This window comes from Photobacterium sp. Ph5 (assembly GCF_022129445.1).
Classification (GTDB): Bacteria; Pseudomonadota; Gammaproteobacteria; order Enterobacterales; family Vibrionaceae; genus Photobacterium.
In genome coordinates, this window is the sequence record NZ_JADQAQ010000051.1 from 21,365 (window position 1) to 27,433 (window position 6,069).

The 6,069-nt window shown below is 41.1% G+C and carries 4 protein-coding genes; 3 read left to right on the forward strand and 1 reads right to left on the reverse strand.

What is annotated here, in order from left to right:
* Positions 1–394: 394 nt before the first annotated feature.
* Positions 395–1,123 carry an outer membrane protein assembly factor BamD gene (gene bamD, locus I3259_RS16650; protein ID WP_238030813.1) on the reverse strand — a complete coding sequence of 243 codons (729 nt, stop codon included), beginning with the start codon at positions 1,121–1,123 and terminating at the stop codon, positions 395–397.
* A 168-nt stretch (positions 1,124–1,291) separates the two neighbouring features.
* On the opposite strand from bamD, the gene rluD reads away from it, so the two are divergent.
* The 3 genes from rluD to clpB all read left to right on the forward strand — a co-directional run bounded on the left by rluD (position 1,292) and on the right by clpB (position 5,743).
* Entirely contained in the window at positions 1,292–2,266 is a 975-nt protein-coding gene (rluD, locus tag I3259_RS16655; RefSeq protein ID WP_238030815.1) for a 23S rRNA pseudouridine(1911/1915/1917) synthase RluD, read from the forward strand.
* On the forward strand, positions 2,266–3,003 hold the full coding sequence (gene pgeF / locus I3259_RS16660; RefSeq protein WP_238030816.1) for a peptidoglycan editing factor PgeF: 738 nt from the start codon (positions 2,266–2,268) through the stop codon (positions 3,001–3,003). The genes rluD and pgeF overlap by 1 nt, the downstream gene beginning before the upstream one ends.
* A 163-nt stretch (positions 3,004–3,166) precedes the next feature.
* Positions 3,167–5,743 (forward strand): ATP-dependent chaperone ClpB, encoded by a 2,577-nt coding sequence (clpB, locus tag I3259_RS16665; protein WP_238030818.1) that lies wholly within the window; start codon positions 3,167–3,169, stop codon positions 5,741–5,743.
* Positions 5,744–6,069 lie beyond the last annotated feature (326 nt).

A 6,069-nucleotide genomic window follows, 5' to 3' on the forward strand; every position in this document is an offset into this window, starting at 1 on the left:
TCTTCCTCGTTTGCTACCCTTCGTTGGGTTGAATTCAGATTACTAAATTTAGAACTTAATAATGTGATATGCATCACATTATAGTCTTTAATAATTATCAGCAAAAAAATCTGTGATCGTCTTGGATTTGTAGCAAAAAAGTTTATAAAAAGTACTTGAGATGAGAACAATATTTAAGGCAGTATGAAGAAAGGTAAAATGCTGGTGGCTCGTGCTAACTAGGGGGATTATATAAAAATTTTAATGTGATGGACGTTTTTTAGTCGTTGTAGTTAGTCAATGTAGTGATAAAAAAGATTAGATTTATGCTCAAAATTAAAGACTATTTTAAATATAAAAAATGGCAGCTTATTTTTAAGCTGCCATTTTTTTATGAAATAAAATGCACTAATAGTTAGTTAGCTGGATTTAATTTCATTAATTTATCGGTACGTTCAACTTCTTTTTGCAAGTTCAACTTTTCATAGGCTGTTTTTTCCAGCGCTAATGATTGGCGAGCAGCTTCTGTATCTGGGTATAAGCGTTGTATTTGCTGGCAACGGTTAATTGCTGCAATCCATGCTTCACGGCGTACATAGAAATCAGCAGTAGCCAAATCATAATTCGCTAAACGGTTTTTCAAAAAGATCATTCGCGCTTTAGCATCTGCACCATATTCACTTTCTGGGTAACGTTCTAGCAAGTGTTTAAAGTCTTTGAAAGCTTGGCGTGATGGTGTTGGATCACGGTCAAATCTATCGATATTAAACAGATCATGCATAAAGCTACGATCTTGTGCCATATGCGTTAAACCACGCATATACACAACCCAGTCAGCTTGTGGATGATCGGGATTTAAACGTAAAAAACGTTCAATCGTAGCTTCACCTAGCGCTAAATCATCACTTTTGTAGTAAGCATAAATGAGATCTAGCTGTACTTGATCGGAATAAGCACCAAATGGATAGCGTGAATCGAGCGCTTCTAATTGTTCAATAGCCGATGTCCAGTTCCCCTTTTGCAATGCAGTTTGTGCGGTTGCATATAAGTTTGATGGTGGAACATCTGGTATTACTTCTTCTTTACTCGAACAGCCTGAAAGAAGGGCTACGGCAAGAAGAGTCGTGATTGTCAGGCGTTTCATTGCGGCGTTAGTTTCCTTGATAAAAATTTTATTTTGCTCGATCCATTACGGTCAGAGCCGTTAACAGATACAATGACACTATATAGGTTACATCAAGCATAGTTACAAGCTTGGTCCATTTTACGCAGCGTATGACAATTAGTCTCACGCTTTTTAAAAAAGTTCGCTATGGCACAGCAAATAGAATTGACAAACACAGTTGGTGAAAACCAATTAGGCATGCGCCTGGATCAGGTTATTGCTCAATTATATCCAGATTATTCGCGTTCGCGCATTAAAGATTGGATTTTAAACGGTATGGTTTCAGTGAATGGCGATGTCGTCAAGAAACCTCGTGAAAAAATGATGGGTGGCGAAGAGCTATTTATTCAAGCTGAGATCGAAGATGAAGTGCGTTGGATTGCGCAGGATATTCCTCTCGACATCGTTTATGAAGATGATGATATTCTTGTTATCAATAAACCGCGTGACTTTGTTGTTCACCCTGGTGCGGGTACACCTGATGGTACGGTGTTGAATGCATTATTGCATCATTGCCCATCGTTGGCAGAAGTTCCGCGAGCAGGTATTGTTCACCGTTTGGATAAAGATACTACTGGTTTAATGGTAGTTGCTAAAACCATTCAAGCACAAACGCGTCTAGTTCGTGCATTACAAAAGCGTAAGATCACGCGTGAGTATGAAGCATTAGCTATTGGTCAAATGACCGGTGGTGGCACCATTGAAAAACCCATTGGTCGTCACTCAACCAAGCGTATTTGTATGGCTGTACATGAAATGGGTAAAGATGCGATAACCCATTACCGTGTTGCTGAACGTTTCCGTGAACATACACGTATTGTATTACGTCTTGAAACGGGTCGAACACACCAGATCCGTGTTCATATGTCATACATGAGCCATCCTTTAATTGGTGACGTGATTTATGGTGGTCGTCCTCGTCCGCCACGTGATGCATCTCCTGAGTTTATTCAGGCATTGCGTGCGTTTGATCGACAAGCATTGCATGCACGTATGCTGCGATTAGATCACCCAATTACAGGTGAGAAGATGGAATGGCATGCGCCGCTACCAATTGATATGGTGGCAATGATTGATATTTTGCGTAAAGACACGCAAGAAAATAACGAAGACGATTATTAATGAAAGTCATTATTCCTAACTGGCCAGCATCGAAGCATGTGCGCGCGATAAGTACGACCCGTTTAGGTGGTGTTAGTACTGCTCCATATCATGAATTGAATTTAGGTTTACATGTTGGGGATGATGAAGCTGTTGTTAATCAAAACCGTGAATTGTTGAAACAACATTGTGATCTTGTGGATTCTCCTGCATGGTTGAATCAAATCCACAGTGCTGATGTGATTGAGCTTAATGCTGAACTTTTATCAGTACCAGATGCTGATGGTAGCTTTACTCGTATTCCGGGATTAGCCTGTGCCATCATGACTGCTGACTGTTTACCTGTTTTATTTTGCGATAAGCAAGGAACAGAAGTTGCTGCGGTTCATGCCGGATGGCGAGGACTGGCTACAGGTGTGATTGAGCATGCAGTGGAAAAATTTCACTGTAACGCAGCCGATATTATGGCGTGGTTAGGTCCAGCTATTGGACCTAACGCATTTGAGGTCGGTGGTGAAGTGCGAGAACAATTTATGGCAGCCGATCCGAATGCAGAAGATGCTTTTATTCCTCATGGTGAGAAATGGTTGGCTGATTTATATTTACTAGCAAAGCAGCGTTTGAATCGATTAGGTATCACGGCTGTTTATGGTGGAGAGTATTGTACTTTTACTGATAAACAGCAGTTCTACTCCTATCGACGACAAGCGGTAACAGGTCGTCAGGCCTCATTGATTTGGTTAGCGGATAACAAATAGCACGTAATTGGTTAATGTCGTTAATTATTGCTAAGCGAGTGATCTTCATAAAGATCGCTCGCTTTTTTTTTGCAGCATTATATTGCGATTTATGGAGTTGAAAAATACCTGCTAAGTATCCATATATATAGCATTAGTTTATTTATATTTATTGGGAGAACTTATGCGTCTTGACCGATTTACCAGCAAATTTCAATCGGCAATATCTGATGCTCAGTCGCTGGCTCTAGGACGAGACCATCAGTATATCGAGCCTGCACACCTTATGGTGGCTTTGCTTAATCAAGATGGTAGTACCGTGCGTCCGTTGCTCACCCTTTTGAACATCGATATTACCCAGTTACGTTCACGTTTAGCTGAGCTATTAGATCGCATGCCTAAAGTAACGGGTATTGGTGGTGAAGTTCAGCTTTCACATGGCATGGGCGTACTGCTTAATATGTGCGATAAGTTGGCACAAAAGCGGAAAGATAAATTTATTTCCTCAGAGCTATTTATTTTAGCGGCAGCTGAAGATAAAGGCCCATTGGGTGAGTTATTTAAAGAATTAGGTTTAACAGCGAAAAATATTGAACAAGCGATTGATCAAATTCGTGGTGGTCAAAAAGTCGATGATCCTAATGCCGAAGAAAATCGCCAAGCTCTGGAAAAGTACACGATCGATTTAACCGAACGTGCAGAGCAGGGCAAATTAGATCCTGTTATCGGTCGTGATGATGAAATTCGCCGTACTATTCAAGTATTGCAACGTCGTACCAAAAATAACCCAGTGATCATCGGTGAGCCTGGGGTTGGTAAAACAGCTATCGTTGAAGGATTAGCACAACGTATTGTTAACGGTGAAGTACCTGAAGGCTTGCGTGATAAGCGTGTCCTTTCTCTCGATATGGGCTCATTGATTGCGGGAGCTAAATTCCGTGGTGAATTTGAAGAGCGCTTAAAAGCGGTACTTAACGAATTGTCACAAGAAGATGGCCGTGTGATTTTGTTCATCGATGAAATTCACACCATGGTTGGTGCAGGTAAAGGCGAAGGCTCAATGGATGCCGGTAACATGCTAAAACCTGCATTGGCACGTGGTGAACTTCATTGTGTCGGTGCTACAACATTAGATGAATACCGTCAGTATATTGAGAAAGATGCGGCACTTGAACGTCGTTTCCAAAAAGTGCTGGTGGATGAACCTAGCGTGGAAGATACCATTGCGATCCTTCGTGGTTTGAAAGAGCGCTACGAGCTTCATCACCATGTAGAAATTACCGATCCTGCAATTGTGGCAGCAGCAACATTGTCACATCGTTATATTTCAGATCGTCAGTTACCTGATAAAGCAATTGATCTTATCGATGAAGCGGCATCAAGCATTCGTATGCAGATTGATTCAAAGCCTGAATCATTAGATCGTCTTGAGCGTCGTATTATTCAACTTAAGATTGAACAACAAGCGCTAGAAAAAGAAGACGATGCAGCAAGCAATAAACGTCTCAGCGATCTGCTTGAAGAGCTTGATCTAAAAGAGCGTGAATATGCTGAGCTTGAAGAAGTGTGGAATGCTGAAAAAGCAGCACTGTCAGGTACTCAACATATTAAAGCAGAGCTTGAACAAGCGCGTACTGATGTTGAAATTGCTCGTCGTGCTGGCGATTTAAACCGCATGTCAGAGCTACAATATGGTCGTATTCCAGAGTTAGAGAAGCAGTTAGATCTTGCCGCGCAAGCAGAAATGCAAGAAATGACCTTGTTGAAAAACAAAGTTACTGATACAGAAATTGCCGATGTTTTATCAAAAGCGACAGGTATTCCTGTATCAAAAATGCTTGAAGGTGAGCGTGATAAATTGCTTCGTATGGAAGATGAATTACATCATCGTGTCATTGGTCAAGATGAAGCGGTCGTTGCTGTTGCTAATGCCATTCGTCGTAGCCGTGCAGGTCTTGCTGATCCGCAACGCCCAATTGGCTCTTTCTTATTCTTAGGCCCAACAGGTGTAGGTAAAACAGAGCTTTGTAAATCACTGGCTAACTTTATGTTTGATAGTGAAGAAGCAATGGTGCGAATCGACATGTCTGAGTTTATGGAGAAACACTCAGTCGCTCGTCTCGTGGGTGCGCCTCCAGGTTATGTCGGCTATGAAGAAGGTGGCTACCTAACAGAAGCGGTTCGTCGTCGTCCATATTCAGTGGTATTACTAGACGAAGTAGAAAAAGCACATCCTGATGTGTTCAATATCTTACTTCAAGTATTAGATGACGGTCGTTTAACTGATGGTCAAGGTCGTACAGTAGATTTCCGTAATACGGTGATCATTATGACATCGAACTTGGGCTCAGATCGTATTCAAGAGCATTTCGGCAACCTTGACTATGAGGGGATCAAAGCACTTGTAATGGAAGTTGTTGGACAACACTTCCGCCCTGAGTTTATTAACCGCGTTGATGAAACCGTTGTGTTCCATCCGCTTGGTAAAGAAAACATCAAGAATATTGCAAGTATTCAGCTTGAACGATTGAAAAAACGCCTCGCTGAAAAAGACTTCTGTCTAGATGTTGAAGACAGTGCGTTAGATATGATTGCTGAAGCTGGATTTGATCCTGTTTATGGTGCGCGTCCATTGAAACGTGCGATTCAGCAATATATTGAAAACCCACTAGCGCAAGACTTGCTATCAGGTAAATTTGTTCCGGGTAAAGTGATAACACTGTCTGTGAAAGATGATGTAATTGTTGCTGAGCAAATTTAATTACTTCATTTAATCACTATGACTAAACGCCCCGCATTGAAGTGGGGCGTTTTTTTATCTAATGAAAAGAGCTTATTTAGGTGGATTCTTGATCATTATAAGGTGAATTGTTTAATGATTGTTCAAGCGCGCATTTTTCTTTAAAAAAGGGCTTGTCAGCAAAAAATCTCTCCCTATAATGCGACCTCACTGACACGGAGCAAGCCACTGGCTAGCGACGAAATCAGTATTGTTCTTTAACAATTTGACCATGCAATCTGTGTGGGCACTTGTTGAAAAGTTAAGTCGAAAGATTTATCAATGATACTAGTGACCAATACAAATAA